Raw genomic sequence first — 19,473 nt, 5'->3', positions numbered from 1 at the left:
AAAAAATATAATTAAATCGAATAAATAAAAAGGGTAGGATGTTCGGATTTAACCTAATTTTAATTTTAAATGTTTTCTTAAAAAATGGTTTTTGAATCCGGACTAAGGTTTACAAAAGATTTATAAAAGGGGCTGATATCTTTACAAAACATCCGGGTTTTTACGGAAGAAAGATGTTAATGTATCAAAGTATAGAGTTACTTCTGTAAATTCTCGGAGGAAAATGTCTCAGCTTTTAACAACCCCGGAAGTCACCCAGTTACCTGGTGGTGGATTTGTGTTTCGAGGAGCCATTGAAGAAGAAAACCGCTTCTTCACTCAAGGAGATTCTGACGATCAAGCCGTCGGAGGTAGTGATGGGGATATCTTCGCCGCCAGTGCAGGTGATGATATCATTAGCGGTAATGGAGGGGACGATCGCCTGTATGGAGGTTCAGGAGATGACTTCATTCAAGGCGGCTCGGGGAATGATTCCAGCCGAGGTGGACGCGGAAATGACACGCTGATTGATAGTGAAGGCAATGATACTCTCGAGGGTCAAGCCGGTAACGACTTCCTCAGTGGCGGAGAGGGTGACGACGTTTTAGACGGTGGTAACGAGGAAGACACCCTGGTTGGAGGTAAAGGAAATGACCAGCTATTAGGCGGTCTGGGTGATGATAGCATCAGTGGCGGAGCCGGTAACGATACCGCCTATGGTGAACAGGGTGATGACTTTATCGCTGGAAACTTGGGAGATGATCTTCTCGTCGGTGGTGGCGGAAATGACACCTTATTAGGAGGCGAGGGTAATGATGTTATCCAAGGCATCAGAGGTGATAACTATCTCAGTGGCGGTCTGGGAAATGATACGATCAGTGGTAGTTCTGGTTCTGATACTTTTGCCTTCTCTTTCTTTGGATCGGAAAATACGGATACACTGACCGATTTCGATCCGAATAAAGATGTTATTCAACTTTCTGATACTGTCTTTACTGCTTTAGATGGTACTGTTGATGGAAGTAACTTTACCACCGTTGATAACTTTGATCCGAATAATCCGGGTGCAAGTGAGGTTGATGGTGCTAACTTGGTTTATGACTCTAGTGAGGGTTCACTCTATTATATTGATGAATCGGGTAAGGCTTCACCGATTGCTCAATTTGAAGATAAACCCGTCCTGGGATTTGATGATTTTGAAATCATCTAATCTCTAGAAGTCACGCTTGCTATTTACAGGCACTTAGACCAAAATTCGATCAGCATCTACATTTCTTCTAGCTTCAACAGAGAAGGATTGATAGATCTAATAGGCATCAATTAATTTTTTACAGGGCGCTTCGATAATTTTTCAAAGATCAATTTCATTAACCTGCTTGGAGAGTAGGATTTTAGCTAGGAATCTGGGAAGGAATTTAAGCTATTAGATCTATCCTTCTTTTTCTTGCATTGCATAGATAGGTTTTTCGGTGCATAAAATCCTATTGCTTAACAGTTACTCCGCGATTAAGTGTCTACAAATGCTATGTATCATACCGCCGAATCTCTAGCGAAAAGAGGTCTTAAATCTCAGGAAAAAGGCGAGTGGGAAACCGCTATTGATTATTACCAGAAAGCACTCAAGCAAAAGCCAATTTGGCCGATTATTTACCTCAATAAAGGTTTGGCTCACGATCAACTCAATGATATTCGGGGCGCAATTTGTAATTATCAAAAAGCACTAGAACAAAATCCCAACTTGATTAAAGCTTATTATCATTTGGGGATTGCCTATCAAAAAAACGGTCAAATTTCTGCGGCGATTAATCTCTATCAAAAAGCGATTGAAATTGCCAAAAGTTTTCCATCGGAAGCCGACAAACATTATTTGATTGATATTTACAGTCATCTCGGATATCTGTTAATTTCTAGGCGGCATCTCAAAGCGGCTATTTTGGTTTTAAGAGAGGGGATTAATTCCTTTAAACGTGAAGCGATTTTACTGAATAACTTGGGTCAATGTTTGCTGGAAGCCCACCTTTATAAAAAAGCCGTTTTTTGTTTTAAAATGGCGATAAAATTAGAGCCTGACAATTCTATTTTTTATCAAAACTTAGGCCAAAGTTTTCAACGTTTAAATCTTCATCGGGATGCAATTGCTAGTTATAAACGGGCTATTGAGCTTCAACCCGAATCTATTCTTGCTCAAAGTAGTTTGGGCGAAATATTTATCTCGGTTGGTGAATTTAAGTCCGCCATTGCTTGTTTTAAAGCCGCTATTTCCAGTCAAAAAATATTTATTGATTATTATTGCAGTCGCGCCCGGGCTTTAACCGGAAAAGATGAACTGGAAAAGGCTATTATCACCTGCGGACAGTTTTTAGAGTCTTTAAATCTAGACGATAATTTTTCTGAAGCTGTTACCTATCTGAATCAAATTTATATTCAGTTAGGAAAGCTTTTGATTCTCTCCCGACATTATGGAAAAGCAGAACCGTTTTATAAAAAATCTCTGCAAATTAATCCCCGTTCACTCGAAACTTATCAGCAATTAAAGCTGTGTTTAGAAAAGCAAGGAAAATGGAATGCGGGGGAAGTGATTCAACAGTTTATCGATGCGGTTTATTGGGAGAAATCCAAGCAAAATTATCTAGATATTGCGTCCGAAAATCAACGGGATATCAAGCTGAAACTTGCAGATGATCTCGACAGGAATAACCTCCAAACCTGCGAGGGGTTAAACTGTCAGACTTGTCTGAGAAAAATTGCTAAAAACTTTGAGATAAAACCCAGAAAAGACAAAATTTATTCTTTGGCGTTTAAGAAGGATATTTTAATCGAGCAACCCGAAGTTAAAGTTGATGAGTTTCAACAAGGACGAGTTTGGGTTGCTCCTCAAAAAAATCATTGGTTGGTTTGCGATCAAATTGCAATTTGGGATAACCAAAATCAGTTAATCCCCGAACTTTCTCGCAGTTATCCGGGTCAGCTACCCTTTTGTGAACTCGAACAGACCCATCAAAAACAAAATTTTAATCCTCAGGATTTTCAGCCCGAAGGACAGTATAAACTAGAATCAATACCGGGAACTATCGCCCTGTTATCTGGCCTATCGGCTAACGTTTATTTTCACTGGATGGTAGACATTTTACCTCGATTTGACATTTTGCAAAAGGGAGGTTATTCTTGGGATCAGATAGATGGGTTCATCGTTAACAGCATCCAACACCCTTTTCAGCGAGAAACGTTAGAAAAGTTAGGGGTACCCCTAACTAAAATTATCGAAAGCGATTGCTTTCCTTATCTTCAAGCTGAAAAATTAATTGTTCCTTCGTTTCCGAGTTATTTAGGGTGGCTATCTACCGAAGCTTTGACGTTCAACCGGAGCCTATTTTTAAACTCAAAAACACAAAATCAGCCGGACTCTCCGACCCGAATTTATATTAGTCGAGAACGGGCGAATTATCGTCGAATTATCAATGAAACAGAGGTAACATCTTGGCTGAGTCAATGGGGATTTGTTCGAGTCGAATTGGAGTCTTTATCCGTCGAAGAACAAGTGACCCTATTTGCGAATGCGGAAATTATCCTATCCCCTCACGGTAGTGGTTTAACGAATCTCATGTTTTGTTCTCCGGGAACAACAGTGATAGAATTAGTTTCACCCCACTATATTCGCCATTATTTTTGGGTAATTAGTCAGCAGCTAAAACTGCAACATTACTACCTCAAAGGCGAAGAATTTAGCTGTTATCCCGTTCGACAGCTTATGTATCCTAACCCTTTAACCGAAGATATTTTAATATCCTTAAAATCTCTTGAAAACGTTATGAAAATAGCTGGTATTACCCAACATCCGAGCAGGCTGTCTTTAAAACCCGGTACATCAGATTCGGCGATGTATTCTCATCAAAATAACATCCCCCCCAATTCTCCCCTTATCCCCGCAAAACCTACCCTCAAAACCCCGATGGCTTCTCCCCAGTCCGGATTACCTTTGAACTCGGAAGATACAGATATTTATTTGTACGGAGCCGAGGCTTTTTATAATGAAAATAAATACGAACAAGCCGCCGAAATTTGTCGGCGAATCCTGGTTGTTAAACCCCATGCCAAAGCCTACAAAATTCTCGGAAATATACGGCAAAGCCAGGGTCAACTAGAAGAAGCGAAAGATTGTTATGCGAAAGCCATTCAACTTCGGCCCGATTTTGCAGAAGTTTTCTGTAATTTGGGGACGTTATACGCTCAACAACAGGAATGGCAACCTGCGGTTATTTGTTATCAAAAAGCCATTAATTTACAGCCAAAATTTACCATCGCTTACCGCAACTTAGCCAGAATTTGGAATCGATTAGGCAAAAAACAAGAAGCCGCAGAATGTTGGTATCAGGCTTATACTCTTAATCCCGAATCGATATCTTCCAAAGACTTTTTACAGTTGGGAAATACCTTGCTTGATGTGGGATTACTTGAGCGAGCAATTTCTTCTTACTGTCAGGCGATTCAATCCAATCCTTATTCTATAGAATCCTATAAGAATTTGGGTAAAGCCATGAAACGCCAAATTCAGTTGAGTCAAGATATACTCGACGATAAAAATACAGTCCCATTGTTGAGTTCTCAACCCGAAGTTTTATCGGCTAATTCAATTGAAAAAATATTATCAGAGTCTCAACTTAAACCCGATCAATCTCTGGTTCCAATTCCACCCCAACAAAACATTCCCTCACCCTCGAAAAAATCCCAAGTTGAATCCTATATTAAACAGGCGGAAACCGAAGCTCAACTCGGACATTTATCCGCAGCAACTCAAGCCTGTCAGCAAGTGCTTAAACTTCAACCCGATACCGCAATTGCTTATAAAATATTAGGACAAATAGAACAAGCTCAAGGTCATCGAGAATCCGCCCAAAAACTGTATAAAAAAGCGATTGAATTGGGATGGAAAGATGCAGAAATTTATCTGAATTTAGGGACGCTGTGCGCTCAAAGTCAACAGTGGAAAGAGGCTGTAGAATATTATCATCAGTCACTAAAAAATAATCCTAAATCCGTTGTTGTTTATCATAATTTATCAAAGGTTTGGAAGCAGCTTAATAAACCCGTAGAAAGTGCCAATTGTTTGTATGAAGCTTACAGTTTAGACCCGCAGCGCGCCACCGCCAAAGAACATTTTGATTTGGGTAATACTTTACTGAAGCAAAATCAAATTACATCCGCGATCGCCTGTTATAAACGAGTCGTTGAAATGGACTCAAATTTGACCGCAGCTTATGAAAATTTAAGCGAGGCTTTGAAACGACAGGGTAAGGTTGCTGAAGCAGAATTTTATTTACAAAAACTCCAACAAGTTGATCACAAAACCCTCTCAGAACCTCAAGAATATAAACCTGAAAATAATATCCAAAACTTGCTCAACGAAGGGAATGGTCATCAAAATTCTGAGTCGGTTGAGGTTGCTTCTGTTTCATCTGTTCCTCAACAGAATCTAAATGGAAAGTTGGGGTTAAACTCAAAATTTGATGAAATTCAGCTTTCTGAAGATTCTACAAAAGTTGAGAGTTCGGCAGCAGAAAACCGTTCAAAACAGTTTAAAGAGGCGGAAAATTATCTCAATCAGGCTGAAGATTGTTTGAAAGAAAGGCAGTTTAAAAAAGTAATTTATTGCTGTCAAAAGGCGATTGAAAGTAAGCCGGATGTCGCAATGGCTTATAAACTTTGGGGAAATGCTTTACAAGCTTTGGGTCAATTAGAAGAAGCAAAACAACAATATAATCAAGCGTTAAGTCTCGATCCTAATATTGCAGAAGTTCATGCAAACTTGGGGAGTTTGTCAGCCAAAAATCAAGAATGGGAGTTGGCAATTTCCTATTATCAAAAAGCCATTTCACTCAAACCCAATTTGGCTTCTGCTTATCGCAACTTGGCTAAAATTTGGAAACGGTTAGGAAAAACTCAAGAATGGGCCAAATGTTGGTATCAGGTTTTTAGTCTAGAACCCGAAACTTTTACCGCTGAAGATCTGGCAAAATTGGCTCAGTCAATGCTAAAATTAGGAAAGCTTGATTGGGCGATTTCTTGCTATCAACAACTGATTAAATTAGATCAATCTCACATCGAAGCTTACCGAAATTTGGGAGAGATATACATCAGAAAACAGAAATGGCCGGAAGCGATCGCCATCTATTATCAAGCGGTTAAATATCATCCCCAAAATCCAAATTTTTACTGTAGGTTGGGTCAAGTTCTTGCTCATCTTCAACGTTGGGAAGAAGCAATAACCGCATACAAAAAAGCACTTGACCTCAATCCAAAATTAGGTTTAGTCTATCAACATTTAGGAGAGATTTGGATAGCTCAAGCTCAGTTCGATCAAGCGATTCGTTGCTATCGACAGTTGATAGAGTTGGAACCCAAAAACGGGGAAGCCTACCATCGATTAGGAGATATTCTTCAAGAAAACGGTCAACTCGATGAAGCAATTGAGGTTTATCGCCAAGCAACTGAACTCACGGAAATAGAAGCCGTATTAGTTGAGAAAATTGAGGTCGAAGCCTAAAATAAACAAACCGATCCGGATTCCTACATCCGGGTCTTTTTAAACAAATTAAACGATTTAAAAGTTTGGGTTTCTCTCAGACCGATAAGCCACTGTTTCCAACAATTTTAAAAGACATTAAAAGCGATTTTAATTAAGACTGAAGTAGTTCTTCCTGGCTATTTTGTTCGGGATTTGCGATCGCTTCATTCCAATAAATGGCGCGAATATCTTCGGGTATATTCTTCTGAAGTTCTTTGTATCCCTGCTTGAGTAAATCCTTGACTTCGTTGGGAGAAATTGCTTCTCCTTCCGCTTGTAAATAAGCCGCGATCCGGGTTTCACTCCAATGAAAGGTTTGCGCCATCACCACCGCCAAACGCAACAAAGGATCGAGTTGATCTAAGGCTTGTCCCACATAACACCACAGCGGCGAAGGTGCGGCTTTCAGAGAATATTGAATCGACTCAACCGGAGGAAGTTCGGCGCCGTTAATACAAATCGCCGTCACATTAATTAACCAATTTTGTAGCGTGGTTTCTCCGGGCGTCGCTTGGGATTCCCGCAAGTTTAAACCTCGCATTTCATAAAAAATATGTCGCCAAGTCTGAGAAAATAAATACTCGGCTTGTACCGGCGATCGCACAGAATGACTAATCAAAGTGTTAACAATCAGCGCATAACGACAGAAAATGGTCACAAAATATTTCCCCCGATCCGGGTGATTTTGAAACATCGTCAGCAACTCTTGATCGCTATGATGGGATAGCGACTTCACCAGGGGGTGATTTGATTCCGATAGATGAAGCGTTTGCACTGGAGTAAAGGTTTATTCAAAAATAGACTTAACTCAGTAGAATTATAGCTGATTTGCGATCGCAGATCAACCCCCTATTTCAGTTAACAGCCAACAGTAACCCGTGACCCGTTTTTTTGACTATTCCCGATTTCCCATTCCCGGTTCCCTATTCCCTATTTTCTTTGGCAATGACTGTATTACAACCCGAAAAATCCCGTTTCTCAACCGTAGAAACCCGCAAACAAACAACCTTATTAATTCTGCTCTTACCCGCCACAATTTGGCTGTTGGTGTTCTTTGTTTTACCGCTAATTTTTGTTCTCGTTTGTAGCTTTCTCCAACGGGGAACCTACGGCGGAATTAACTGGATATTCACCCTCGATAACTATCAACGTTTAATCAGCCCTTTGTACTGGGGTGTATTTTGGCGATCGCTGCAACTGGCAACTTTAACAACCGTGATTTGTTTAATCATCGCCTATCCCTTAGCCTTTTTTATTGTCACCCGTCCTCCCCGTTGGCGAAACATACTTTTAGGCTTGGTAATTATCCCCTTTTGGACAAACTTTTTAGTTAGAACTTACGCTTGGATAGTAATCTTAGGAAACGAAGGGGTTGTCAACTCTATTTTACAAAGTTTACAGCTAATTGATGAACCCCTAAATCTACTCTTTACTCCTTTGGCTGTAATTCTCGGTTTAATTTACGGCTATTTACCCTTTATGATTTTACCACTCTATGCCACATTAGAACGGTTTAACTTTACCCTAATTGAAGCCGCCCAAGATTTGGGTGCAAATAATTTTCGCAGTTTTTGGCGGGTGGTTTTTCCCTTAACAAAACGGGGAATTATCGCCGGATCAATTTTGGTGTTTATTCCCGCAGTTGGTGCGTTTATCACCCCCGATATTTTGGGGGGGGCGAAAACGTTAATGGTAGGAAATCTGATTCAAAATCAATTTTTACAGGCGAGAAACTGGCCCTTCGGTTCGGCTTTATCGATGATTTTAATGGCAATTATTTTAATCCCGGTTTTGATTTACTTACAAACCCCAACAGAGGACTAACAAACCCATGAGAAACCTCGGAAAATCCTGGCTGTGGATACAAGCAACACTCGCCCTTGCTTTTTTGTATCTCCCCATATTAATTTTAGTGATTTACTCGTTTAATACGTCCCGGTTTAACGCCATTTGGACGGGATTTACCCTCGACTGGTATCGCAGTTTATTGGGTCAAACCACCGAGACAACCGCCAACTTTTCCACCGTAGAAATTTGGCAATCCTTAAATAATAGTTTAATTATTGCGGTAATTTCTACCTTGGTCGCCACAATATTAGGAACAACAGTCGCCCTCGCCCTTGAACGTTTCCGCTTTCCGGGTGATAAAATAATTACGGGGCTAATTTTACTTCCGATTATTATCCCTGAAATTACCCTGGCGATTTCTTTACTCGTCTTTTTTACCCTAATTTTTCGACTCGTGGAAAATCTCACCGGAATTCGTCTAACCTTGGGATTACCCTCGGTAATTTTGGGTCATATTACCTTTAATATTGCCTTTGTTACCATTACCGTCAGGGCGCGTTTAGCGGAATTAGATCCGGCTTTAGAAGAAGCCGCCCTCGACTTGGGGGCGAATGAATGGCGCACTTTTACCCGGATTACTTTCCCCTTAATTTTACCCGGAATTGTTAGCGGTGCGTTGTTAGCCTTTACCCTTTCTTTAGACGATTTTGTGGTGACTTTTTTTAACACCGGAGTCGGCGCCACCACCTTACCTTTATTTGTCTATGGAATGATCAAACTCTCCGTTACTCCCGCCATTAACGCCCTTTCTACGTTAATGTTATTCGCATCTTTAGTTCTTGTGGTATCCTCATTAACAATTAACCGCACCCAACCCAAACCCAAACCTTAAAATATCAAATTCAGTCGAAAAATGAAACGGATTTTAACTTTTGTTCTTCTATTTCTGGTTAGCGTACTGTTACCCATCGGTTGTACAGGTAGCAATTCAAATTTATCACAATCGGGTCAAACGGGCGACAATGTTCTCAATCTTTACAATTGGTCTACCTACATCGCCCCCGAAGTTCTCACTCAATTTGAAGAACAATATAATGTCAAAATCAATTATGACACCTACGATAGCAATGAAAGCCTTTACGCCAAATTAAAGCCGGGAAATCCCGGTTATGATATTGCTTTCCCCGCCGATTATATGGTGAAAGTAATGATCGCAGAAAATCTACTCGAAGAAATTGATAAAAGTAATATTACCAACCTCAAAAATATCGACGAAAAGTTTCTCAATCCGCCCTATGACCCCGAAAATAAATATAGCGTTCCCTATCAATGGTTAACGATGGGAATTGGCTACAATATCCAAGAAACCGGAGATAAAATAAACAGTTGGGCCGCATTATTTGACCCTAAATTTGCCGGAAAAGCCGCCCTATTAGATGATATGCGCCACACCTTTGGGGCGGTGTTAATTTATCTGGGTTATAGTCCGAATACAACCAACCCCGAAGAAATCCAAAAAGCCAAAGAATTTTTAATTAAAAATCAGAAAACTATCAAAGCATTCGTTCCCGATACGGGTCAAAATCTTCTCAATCAAGGTGAAATTGATTTGGCAATGGAATATAGCGGCGATGTCTTTCAAGTCATGGCAGAAAATCCGAATTTAAGATATATTATTCCCCAAGAAGGAACACTGGTAGCAATTGATAGCATGGTCATTCCGAAAAATGCACCCCATAAACAATTAGCCGAACAGTTTATTAATTTTATTCTAGAACCGGAAATCGGCGCAAAAGTTTCTAACTTTATTAACTATGCTTCCCCCAATAAAGTCGCCATCCAAGAAAAACTGATCAAAGCAGAAAACTTGGAAAATCCCGGTATTTATCCCGCCCCGGAAGTGTTTGCAAAACTTCAGTATCTCGAAGATGTGGGAGAAGCAACAATTCTCTATGATGAGGCTTGGAATGAAGTTAAATTAAGCTTTGGAACTTAGGAACATTTCGGGCTGACGTCTTCTCCATTTAAAAGTCAATTTTTTCTATGAATAATGCAGTTGAATTGGTTAAGGTTTCCAAGTCTTATCACGGAAATCGCCACCGAGAAACCTTAGCCGTTGATTGTCTAAATCTCAACATTAAAACCGGGGAATTCTTTTCACTTCTCGGCCCTTCGGGTTGTGGAAAAACAACAACTTTGCGGATGATAGCTGGTTTTGAAAGCCCCACATCCGGGGAAATTTATATTCACAAACAAGCCATGAATCATCATCCGCCTTTTCATCGCCCGGTGAATACCGTCTTTCAAAATTACGCCCTATTTCCCCATCTAACCGTTAGCGAAAATATCGCTTTCGGACTAGAAATGGAAAATTTACCTCGCCCAGAAATTCGTCAACGGATTTCTGAGGCGTTAGAATTGGTACAATTAACAAACTTACAAAACCGTTATCCCCGTCAACTTTCCGGCGGACAACAGCAACGAGTCGCCCTCGCCAGGGCGTTAGTTAAACAGCCCAAAGTTTTACTGTTTGATGAACCGTTGGGGGCGTTAGATTTGAAGTTGCGAAAGGAAATGCAACTCGAACTTAAACAGATGCAAAAACGCTTAGGAATTACCTTTATTTACGTGACTCACGACCAAGAAGAAGCGTTAACCATGTCCGATAGAATTGGGGTAATGAACGAGGGTAAACTGTTACAAGTCGGAACCCCGGTAGAAATTTATGAATATCCCAAAACTCGATTTGTTGCTGATTTTATTGGGGAAAGTAATATCTTAACCGGGCGAGTCACCCAACACCAAAATTATCAAATTAATCTCTTAGTCGATGAACAATTATCCCTTTCTGTCGCTTCTCAAACCGAAGTCTTTCCCGGACAAATTTTAACCCTTGTTATCCGCCCCGAAAAAGTTGGTATTTTTTCTGAAAATAACGGGCAAAATAACAATTTTCAGGGTATAATAGAAGAATCAATTTATCTCGGAACCGATACCCGCTATCGAGTAAAATTAACCCCCAATACCTCGATAATTATTCGTCAACAAAATCTACAACGCGATCGCACCCAACAGTATGCTGTGGGTGAAACCGTTAATCTGTTTATCTCTGCTGAAAATATCAGTCTTTTAGTCGAATAAAACAACGGATGAGGTACATCAAACAATTAACCGGGAATCACTCAGAAAGGGTAGGGTGCATCAAACAATTAACCGGGAATTACTCAACAAAGACAATCAAAATTTGATGCACCCAGAAATTCATATGATGTCCGGTTGATTAATATTATTATTGGGGTGGGGCGGGTTTAAGTCAATCTCGGAGTGGTTATCAAGATCAATACTGAACCCGCCCCTACAACGATCATTGATTAGTCGGATATCATATCAGGTAGGGTGCATCAAACAATTAACCGGGAATTACTCAACAAAGACAATCAAAATTTGATGCACCCTACGAGATTTGATCGCCCGACAATTGCCAGATTTAGAAACGGAAAGTTGTTCGGAATGTCGTCACAACAATCGTATCGTTTTCATCGGTATGTTCGGGGTCAGTAATAATGAAAACCGCCGGAATCAAAGAAATATATTCGTTGATTTGGAAACGATATAACGCCTCAATATGAATCCCGGTTTTATCTTCTTCTAAATTATCAAGAGTGTGATAAACCACCTTCGGTTGCATCCCGACAATAATACCGCCCAAATCCCCTTCTTTCAACAAATCGGGGAACGCCAACGTTACCGCAAAATTGAGGATAGTTGCATCGAGGTCATCACCCTCGCCAGTCGGTTTATCATCAGCCCAAGCCGCACCAACCCAACCGCCAACCTCAAAACTATCAGAAATTCTCCAATTCGCCTGGAAGCTGACGTTATCGCTAGTGGTCGGGTTATCACCAAAGGGACGGTTGGCCAAGAAACTTCCGGTTCCGCCACTAACACCGACATCATCCTCGCGGAAATAACGACGACTATAAGCCAAACCCAACACTAAATTATCCTTGGGTTCATAGACCACTTGCAAGAACGCCGAATGACCGCCATCAAAAATACCTCGACCTTCAGACGGATCGGGTGCATCTCCGTCATCAGCTAAGTAACCGAGATTAATCTTAATATTATCGTTGAGTCGATAGTTAAGCGCCAAACCCGTTCCTTCCGGTCCCCGGAACATGGTGGGGTCGTAACGACCAAAGCGAGAGGATGCACCGGTACCCGTACTTTCAAACGGACTGATGGGATCTTGAACATTATCGAGGTCTAAGCCCTTCGCCCCAAAGTAAACCTGACCTTTACCATTCATAACCGGGAAACGGTAATACAGGTCATCCATCGTAAAATCTTCTGAACCGCCATCGGTACCGAGACGACTCATTAAAGTATTCGTCAAGTTTTCGCGGCTGAGGTTGGGAACATCTCGCGCTTGCAAACGAGTCCGCAGCCTATCCTGTCCGGTAAAACTGGTATCGAAATTTAAACGCGCCCGATAACCGAAGTAACTTTGGGTCGGGTCGTCACTATCGTCAACATTCGGCCCGCCGGCAACCGTATATTCCGCGCGATCGCCAAAGGTATCCCCAATAAAGAAGATCACTTCCCCGTTGAGTTTGGTTGTCGTCGAGAATTGATTGGCTTCCAGTTCGGCGGCCCGGGCTTCGAGAACCGTCACCCGACCTCTAATGGCGGCGAGTTCGGCGGCGAATTCTTCCATTAACCGTTGCAGTCTCGCCAGGTCTTCCCGCGTCACCAAGTCCGCAGTAGAGGCACCGATCAGTTCGTTAATGCGTTCTAAACAGGCGTTGATCCCGGCGGCGAACTCATAACGGGTTAACGCCCGGTTTCCTTTATAAGTTCCGTCCGGATATCCCGCAATACAGCCGTAGCGTTCAACGAGAGACTGTAACGCCTGAAACGCCCAGTCGGTTGGTTGGACGTCTGACAGTTGGGAAACGGAGGTTACTTGCTGTTTTTTCTGGGACCGCCGACCCTCTTGAAAGTATTGGTTGAGTTGGTCGGAGGTTTCTGGAGTAACGGAATTCTCTGCATTTTCCCCAGAGTCAAAGTCAGAAACTTGTACCTGAGAAAAGGTTGACTGCGGCCCAATTTGACCGCTATGGGGATTAACCGGAACTTGGGCCATAGGTTCGGAAGCCGTTAAAACTTCAGCCCCCGCTCCCGAAGACAAAATTAAGCTTGCTCCTAAAATTGCCGGACTCAGTAGCCAAGCTTTCAAGGTTTGTTGGGACATACTCTCCTCACACCAATATCAGTTAAATCAGTAGGTTTACTGAAATACTCTTAAATTTCCACCGTCATTTTACTCGTCTTTTCTTCTGGAGGAAAGTAAACTTCACCTAAAAATATTAAACCTGCGATCAAACCGTCCCGATGGTCATTGGGACAAAGATTCGGTGGACATTTTGTGGCTTTTTTGGGACTTGTTTTTATGTATAATCGGTTACGCTTTTGAAGCCCAGTTGAAAATTTTCTAGCTGGACTTTAAACTTTGTTCCCATTGACTGGGATTTGCGATCGCGGTCAATTTAATCTTAACTTAGTGTTAACCAAGTTAAGATCTCAATTGACCACCAGATCCCCCCATCGAAAGATTGTGAAGGAAAATCCCTATAATAAAGCAAGATTCAATCCATCTCAGGGACTATGGAACCATTGGCCAGGGCTGACGATCGCGCTTTCAATTGGCAAGAGTTCAACTTAGAACGAGAGCCAGAACCGACCCAGTTAGATGACATCACAATTCGATTAGAATTAGTTATGTTGGCCTTGGTCGCCCTGACGGGAGCCGGTTCGGAAAGTCTAGTCGAAGTTGCAGAACAACTCAATTTAAACTCGGTTATTGCGGATCGACTGACTCATCCGGAGAATTCACAACAACAGAAACCTTTAAGCGTTGACGAAGCCCGAGCATTGGTTTTAATTATTTGTTATCTCGCCAAAGAAAATCAAGCCCTGATCCGACGGGCGATCGCTCTTTTAGAACAATACACGACCACCAACGAGGATCTCCGTCAAGTCGGTTTACTGCGGGATTATTTTGATGCCTTTAGCCAAATGTATCAAGAACAAATTGACGGCAGCGTTTCCCCTTCCTCCGATCCTCTCAATCCCCTAGCCATTAAACTTTTAATTGAGCTATTATTTTACAGCAATTCTAACAGTCCTCAACGTTTTTGGTTGGCTTTACTCAGTCCCAATCCCGAAAATAACCCTTAAATTAACCCTTAAATTATCCATTCTTCACCGAAACTCAAAATGACAACTCGCAAATACACACCTCCCACCTGTACCTTAGAAATTACCACCAAAAAACCTCGATTGGGTCGCGCCAAACCCCAGGGGGATACCGATGGATTCCAGTTTAAATTAAGCTTTGACGATCCCCGCCTACCCGAAGAAGAATATGTCACCGTCCAAGGCGATCGCACTCAGTTAGAAAGCCTTTCTCAAACCGTCATTTCCTACGTCCAAGATTTCCTCAATAACTCCGCCTGGTTTGACACTTTACCCCAAGATCGCGATCGCTCCAAACCCTCTCCGCCCGAGGAAGATCAGATTTATTTAAAACCCGACGGACTCCTCTACCACGACCTGTTTTTAGGAGCGCTCGCCACCCAAAATACAGGCCCTTTTGTGCATCTGAGTGCCTTACAATTATTTGATTTACTCACCGCCTTAGAAGACTGTAAAAACGCCGTCGAAGAAGTTAGCGAGCCGTCCTTTTCTTTTCAGTTTAAACCCCTAATTTTGGTTCGCACCTTGCTGATGATTTTGATTAGTATTGGTGCCTTAACCGGAATCATTGAATTAATCAATTTCTACCGACAATCCCCCGCAGAAACCCTCAGCGCCTCTCCCGAAGAAACCGAACCCGCTCCCATTTCTCCCCCCAACCTCAACCCGTCGCCCGCCCTTCCCGTTTTCCCCTCGCCCACCCCAACCCCCGAAGCTTCTCCTCCCCCAGTCGCCGCCAATTTACCCCCAGTCGATACCGCCCCGCTTCCGGTACCGCCCCCGTTATTTCCCGCACCCGGAAGTCCGCCGCCCCCTCAGCCCATGCCGAATATTCCTCAGCAAGAAGGAATGATGATTATCCTACCGGAACCTCAACCGGCGCCGCCTCCTCAGCCTGTCAACCCCCCCGTTTCCCAAGCCGTTAACCCGCCGCCCGTCCCCCAAGCGGCCAACCCGACCCCCCTACCCCCAGGCGTTAATCCGACTGCCGTACCCCCGGCTCCCCCACCTCTGGCGACATCAACCACGCCCCCACCCATCCCCTACAGCCCGCCACCGATGCAAATTCCGCCTGTGATTCAACTTCCGCCCCTGCAAGATGCACCGCAGCAGGAGATTGTTCGGGTTTTTCCCGATGAAGAAAATCAAGACAATTCTAGTGTTAATTCTGAAGAGATTAATTCTGAAATTCCAGAAGATCAAACTTCAGAAAACAATTATTTAGGACAGTTAGATAAACGTCCAGAAACCATCGCAGCAACTCGCGAAGAAGACACCACTTTATTCGATCAAATTCCTCAAGTTGATGAAGTCAGAACCTATTTTCAAGAAAAATGGTATCCCCCTAAAAATTTAAGAAAAACACTTCAGTACAGTTTACAACTGAATGCCGATGGTACAATTGCCAGTATTACCCCGGTCGGTCAACCTTCAGTTAATCGTTTACCTCAGCTTGAATTACCCAAAGTTGGAGAACCGTTTGTTTCGGCGACAGCAGACGGAAGACGGCCGAAAATTCGGATTGTTTTAGAACCCACCGGTCGCGTAAAAGCCTTCCTAGAATCTTTTAATAATTCTCCGCCTCCACCGCCTGAAAATTCATCCCAACAAGTTAGAAAACAGTCTTTACAGTCACCACCTCACCAGTCACCAGTCACCAGTTATCAGTGAATAGGTGTCAGGTTTCAGGTGTCAGGTTTCAGGTGTCAGGTTTGTAGGGGCGGGTTCTGTAAAAATCTATATTTCCCAGCAATAACTGATCTAAACCCGCCCCGATATTGACTGATTGCGGGTTCTGTAAAAATCTATATTTCCCAGCAATAACTGATCTAAACCCGCCCCGATATTGGGTGTCAAATGTCGGTTATGGGGCGGGTTCTGTAAAAATCTATATTTCCCAGCAATAACTGATCTAAACCCGCCCCGATATTGGGTGTCAAATGTCGGTTATGGGGCGGGTTCTGTAAAAATCTATATTTCCCAGCAATAACTGATCTAAACCCGCCCCGGAGTCAAGAGATAAAACTGATAACTGAAAACTGTTCTGACTGGTGAGGTGGTGACAGGTGTTGCAGTGCTGACTTGGCGGAATAGTCGAGAAGCAACTGCTGAACCCGAAGGGTGAGGTGGTGACTGAAAAAGGGCGGGTTTATAGAAATTTTCTCGGGGAAAACATACATTGATTTAGAACCCGCCCCTACAATTTCCTATTGCCTATTTTTGCCAATATTTATAAGCCGAATAAGCCAAAGTAACAACCCCGGTAATAATAGCAGACTCATCAATTTCAAACTTGGGATGATGGAGGGGATAATTGGGTTGTTCTTTGTGTCCGACTCCCAAACGAAACATCATTCCCGGTGCATGATTAAGATAAACCGAAAAATCCTCCGCACCCAAAGACGGTTCTGATAACATAATAATGCTATCTTTGCCCCAAGCTTCGGCAGCAGATTCGGCGACTAACTGAGTCATTTTCGGATCGTTCTGCACAGAAGGCACGCCGCGACGATAACTCATCTCATAACGCGCCCCGTACATCTGACAAACATTCGCAACAATATTTTCGATCCAATTTGGTAAACTGTCGTGAGTATCGGGATGAAGCGATCGCACCGTTCCCAACAGTTTAACCTGATCGGCGATCACGTTTGGCGCCCGTCCGCCCACAATTTGACCAATCGTTAAAACAACAGGTCTTAAAGGGTTGTGGGTGCGGCTGATGGCCTGTTGTAGCGTTGTAATCACTTGAGCCGCGATCCAGATGGCATCTTTGGCTTCGTGAGGACGCGCACCATGACCCGATTCTCCCATAATGATTAATTCTAAATCATCGGCGGCCGCTGTCAATGCCCCCTGACGAATTCCCACACATCCGGCGGGAATACTCGGAAAAACGTGTACACCCAAAATAGCCGCCACATCCTGCATAACGTTATCCGCGACCATCCAATTGGCGCCTTGGGCAATTTCCTCGGCCGGTTGAAACAGAAACCGCACGTGACCCGCTAAAGGCTCGTCTAACTGCGATAATACCATAGCCGTTCCCAACCCCACCGTTGTATGCACATCATGGCCGCAAGCGTGCATAATTCCGGGCTGACGGGAGGCATAGTCTAACGCCGTCATTTCTTTGATGGGTAAAGCGTCCATATCGGTCCGAATAGCCAGCCATTTGGGACTGTTGCTTTTTCCCTTCAACTCGCCAACCACCCCAATTTTCCCCACCGCTTCGGTAACGTGAAGCCCGCAGGAGGATAACACCCCCGCAACATAGGCGGCGGTTTGGTATTCTTGGCCGCTGAGTTCCGGGTGGGCGTGGATATGACGACGAATTTCAATTAAACGAGGGGCGAGATCGGTAGCTAATGCTTTAATTTGATTGAGCATGGATAATGGTAAATTATACAGTCTGATTGAGATCTAGTTTAAGAGGGATCTCCCGAGAATCTAAAGATAGAGATGAACAAAAATGGTTTGATGATTGTCTTCCTTTAGAAAGAGAAAGGGTTATTCGATCATTTACAATGATTGGGTGACAGATTTCAGGCGACAGGTTTTAGATTATAAATGTCAGGATTCACCCCGAACCGAAGGCGAAAGCCAACAGAATTATCTAGAAAACTGATAGCTGAAAATACTGTTCACTTTGTACTCTAGATACAGGTTAAAACCCTCATGGCGACTCAAACCTCCTCACCGTTACTTCTTAGCTCTTTTGACTTAAAAGATTTAACCTTAAAAAACCGGGTGGTGATGGCTCCGATGACTCGTTCAAGAGCGGGAACCGAACGTTTGCCAAATGCTTTAATGGCTAAATATTATCACCAACGAGCATCGGCAGGTTTAATTATTACCGAAGCAACAGTAATTTCCAAACAGGCTCGGGGATGGCAACAAACGCCCGGAATTTACTCCGATGAACAAACAGAAGCTTGGAAACAAGTGGTTGATGCTGTTCATTCTAAAGGAACACCGATTTTTCTGCAACTTTGGCATTGTGGACGAGCTTCCCACAGCAGCTTTCACGAACATAATCAGCTTCCGGTTGCTCCTTCTGCGATTAAAATTGAAGGAGACGAGATTCATACTCCCATTGGTAAACAACCCCACGAAACGCCTCGGGCGTTAGAAACAGAGGAAATTCCTGGGATTGTAGAAGATTATCGTCGGGCTGCGGAACGGGCGAAAATGGCGGGGTTTGATGGGGTGGAAATTCATTCGGCCAATGGTTATTTAATTGATGAATTTCTTCAGTCAAAAACCAATCATCGCAGCGATAAATATGGCGGAAGTTTGGAGAATCGCTATTGTTTTCTCAAAGAAATTGTAGAATCTATTTTAACCGTTTGGTCGTCTAACAGAGTCGGGGTTCGACTGTCTCCCAACGGCAATTATAACGATATGGGTTCGCCCGACTTTCGGGAAACTTTTCTTTATGTGGCAAAACAGCTTAATACCTATAAACTCGCTTACTTACATATTATTAACGGTTTGGGTTTTGGTTTCCATGACTTGGGTAAACCGATGAAACTTGCTGAATTTCGGGAGGTATTTGATCATCCTTTAATGGGAAATTGTGGTTACGAGCAAGAAAGTGCAGAAACTCAAATTCAAAAGGGTGATGCTGATTTAATTGCCTTTGGACGACCCTACATTAGTAATCCCGATTTGGTCGAACGTTTTACCCATGACTGGCCTTTAAATCCGCCTGCGGAGCAGAAAGTTTGGTATTCTTTTGATGCGGAAGGTTATACAGATTTTCCCACTTATGAAGAGTCTCATAATATAGCAGCAGGAATGAATAGTTAGCAATTATCATCCCTTTAAACAGTTATAACTGGGGATTAAAAAACCCGGTAACTCATAAGAAACCGGGTTTTTGG

Annotated in this window: 12 protein-coding genes; 9 read left to right on the top strand and 3 right to left on the bottom strand. The window is 42.8% G+C overall.

The window, feature by feature from the left end:
* Positions 1-223 precede the first annotated feature (223 nt).
* Together ACL6C3_RS22795 and ACL6C3_RS22790 are read left to right on the top strand one after the other, a co-directional pair.
* Positions 224-1,189 (top strand): calcium-binding protein, encoded by a 966-nt coding sequence (locus ACL6C3_RS22795; RefSeq protein WP_413161392.1) that lies wholly within the window; start codon positions 224-226, stop codon positions 1,187-1,189.
* Between the two features lie 315 nt (positions 1,190-1,504).
* The gene (locus ACL6C3_RS22790; protein WP_413161390.1) at positions 1,505-6,520 is read left to right on the top strand and encodes a tetratricopeptide repeat protein; all 5,016 of its coding nucleotides are present in this window, start codon (positions 1,505-1,507) and stop codon (positions 6,518-6,520) included.
* Positions 6,521-6,653: 133 nt separating this feature from the next.
* On the opposite strand, the gene ACL6C3_RS22785 is transcribed toward ACL6C3_RS22790, so the two are convergent.
* The gene (locus ACL6C3_RS22785; protein ID WP_413161389.1) at positions 6,654-7,316 is read right to left on the bottom strand and encodes a hypothetical protein; all 663 of its coding nucleotides are present in this window, start codon (positions 7,314-7,316) and stop codon (positions 6,654-6,656) included.
* A gap of 170 nt (positions 7,317-7,486) precedes the next feature.
* On the opposite strand from ACL6C3_RS22785, the gene ACL6C3_RS22780 reads away from it, so the two are divergent.
* Genes ACL6C3_RS22780 through ACL6C3_RS22765 form a run of 4 tightly spaced genes read left to right on the top strand, consistent with a single transcriptional unit; the run spans position 7,487 to position 11,470 of the window.
* Entirely contained in the window at positions 7,487-8,365 is an 879-nt protein-coding gene (locus tag ACL6C3_RS22780) for an ABC transporter permease (protein WP_413161388.1), read from the top strand.
* A 7-nt stretch (positions 8,366-8,372) separates the two neighbouring features.
* On the top strand, positions 8,373-9,221 hold the full coding sequence (locus ACL6C3_RS22775) for an ABC transporter permease (protein WP_413161386.1): 849 nt from the start codon (positions 8,373-8,375) through the stop codon (positions 9,219-9,221).
* A 21-nt stretch (positions 9,222-9,242) separates the two neighbouring features.
* Positions 9,243-10,325, top strand: a complete 1,083-nt coding sequence (locus ACL6C3_RS22770) for an ABC transporter substrate-binding protein (RefSeq protein ID WP_413161384.1) — start codon at positions 9,243-9,245, stop codon at positions 10,323-10,325.
* 47 nt (positions 10,326-10,372) lie between these two features.
* Entirely contained in the window at positions 10,373-11,470 is a 1,098-nt protein-coding gene (locus tag ACL6C3_RS22765) for an ABC transporter ATP-binding protein (RefSeq protein ID WP_413161382.1), read from the top strand.
* A gap of 346 nt (positions 11,471-11,816) precedes the next feature.
* Here ACL6C3_RS22765 and ACL6C3_RS22760 read toward each other — a convergent pair whose 3' ends face one another.
* Entirely contained in the window at positions 11,817-13,583 is a 1,767-nt protein-coding gene (locus ACL6C3_RS22760; protein ID WP_413161380.1) for an iron uptake porin, read from the bottom strand.
* A 413-nt stretch (positions 13,584-13,996) separates the two neighbouring features.
* Between ACL6C3_RS22760 and ACL6C3_RS22755 the strand changes: the two genes are divergently transcribed.
* Complete coding sequence (locus tag ACL6C3_RS22755) at positions 13,997-14,569, top strand: DUF3038 domain-containing protein (protein ID WP_413161378.1); 573 nt, start codon at positions 13,997-13,999, stop codon at positions 14,567-14,569.
* A 39-nt stretch (positions 14,570-14,608) separates the two neighbouring features.
* Positions 14,609-16,258, top strand: coding sequence for a DUF4335 domain-containing protein (locus ACL6C3_RS22750; protein ID WP_413161376.1), 1,650 nt, complete (start codon positions 14,609-14,611; stop codon positions 16,256-16,258).
* 543 nt (positions 16,259-16,801) lie between these two features.
* On the opposite strand, the gene ACL6C3_RS22745 is transcribed toward ACL6C3_RS22750, so the two are convergent.
* Positions 16,802-17,977, bottom strand: coding sequence for a M20 family metallopeptidase (locus ACL6C3_RS22745; RefSeq protein WP_413161375.1), 1,176 nt, complete (start codon positions 17,975-17,977; stop codon positions 16,802-16,804).
* 288 nt (positions 17,978-18,265) lie between these two features.
* On the opposite strand from ACL6C3_RS22745, the gene ACL6C3_RS22740 reads away from it, so the two are divergent.
* Positions 18,266-19,399 carry an alkene reductase gene (locus ACL6C3_RS22740; RefSeq protein ID WP_413161373.1) on the top strand — a complete coding sequence of 378 codons (1,134 nt, stop codon included), beginning with the start codon at positions 18,266-18,268 and terminating at the stop codon, positions 19,397-19,399.
* Positions 19,400-19,473: the final 74 nt, after the last annotated feature.

Origin of the sequence: Capilliphycus salinus ALCB114379, from assembly GCF_047276495.1 — a bacterium.
Taxonomy (GTDB): Bacteria; Cyanobacteriota; Cyanobacteriia; order Cyanobacteriales; family Microcoleaceae; genus Capilliphycus; species Capilliphycus salinus.
This window is presented reverse-complemented; position numbering and strand designations above follow the sequence as displayed.

Excerpts from the sequence above, each read along its gene's own strand:
- ACL6C3_RS22795 (WP_413161392.1), top strand. The coding sequence starts at position 224 with ATGTCTCAGCTTTTAACAACCCCGGAAGTCACCCAGTTACCTGGTGGT.
- ACL6C3_RS22790 (WP_413161390.1), top strand. The coding sequence starts at position 1,505 with ATGTATCATACCGCCGAATCTCTAGCGAAAAGAGGTCTTAAATCTCAG.
- ACL6C3_RS22780 (WP_413161388.1), top strand. The coding sequence starts at position 7,487 with ATGACTGTATTACAACCCGAAAAATCCCGTTTCTCAACCGTAGAAACC.
- ACL6C3_RS22775 (WP_413161386.1), top strand. The coding sequence starts at position 8,373 with ATGAGAAACCTCGGAAAATCCTGGCTGTGGATACAAGCAACACTCGCC.
- ACL6C3_RS22770 (WP_413161384.1), top strand. The coding sequence starts at position 9,243 with ATGAAACGGATTTTAACTTTTGTTCTTCTATTTCTGGTTAGCGTACTG.
- ACL6C3_RS22765 (WP_413161382.1), top strand. The coding sequence starts at position 10,373 with ATGAATAATGCAGTTGAATTGGTTAAGGTTTCCAAGTCTTATCACGGA.
- ACL6C3_RS22760 (WP_413161380.1), bottom strand. The coding sequence starts at position 13,583 with ATGTCCCAACAAACCTTGAAAGCTTGGCTACTGAGTCCGGCAATTTTA.
- ACL6C3_RS22755 (WP_413161378.1), top strand. The coding sequence starts at position 13,997 with ATGGAACCATTGGCCAGGGCTGACGATCGCGCTTTCAATTGGCAAGAG.
- ACL6C3_RS22750 (WP_413161376.1), top strand. The coding sequence starts at position 14,609 with ATGACAACTCGCAAATACACACCTCCCACCTGTACCTTAGAAATTACC.
- ACL6C3_RS22745 (WP_413161375.1), bottom strand. The coding sequence starts at position 17,977 with ATGCTCAATCAAATTAAAGCATTAGCTACCGATCTCGCCCCTCGTTTA.
- ACL6C3_RS22740 (WP_413161373.1), top strand. The coding sequence starts at position 18,266 with ATGGCGACTCAAACCTCCTCACCGTTACTTCTTAGCTCTTTTGACTTA.